1 pseudogene is annotated in these 300 nt (G+C 57.3%); it reads left to right on the top strand.

The annotated features are described in order from the left end of the window. A pseudogene (locus HMPREF2554_RS10945) lies at positions 1-300 on the top strand (DNA replication and repair protein RecF); the annotation flags it as partial.

Below are 300 nucleotides of genomic sequence, written 5' to 3'. Positions count from 1 at the left end.
AGCGCTTGCGCGAGCGCCGTACCGCCGAACTGGAGCGCGGGGTGACTCTGGTGGGACCGCATCGGGACGATATAACGCTGCTTTTGGGCGGGTTAGCTGTTAAACAATTTGCCTCTCACGGGGAAAGCTGGTCGGTTGCGCTTTCTTTGCGGTTGGCTTCCTGGTTTGTACATCGTGCCGACGACGAGTCCCCCGGGTCCTCCCCCATTCTTATTCTTGACGATGTTTTTGCCGAGCTAGATTCAGAACGGCGTCATAGGCTCGGCGCTTTAGTAGCCCAGGCAGAACAGGTTTTGCTCA

This window comes from Rothia sp. HMSC071F11 (genome assembly GCF_001809115.1).
Lineage (GTDB): Bacteria > Actinomycetota > Actinomycetes > Actinomycetales > Micrococcaceae > Rothia > Rothia dentocariosa.
The sequence above is the reverse complement of the archived record's forward strand: the minus strand, read 5'-3'. Positions and strand labels throughout refer to the sequence as shown.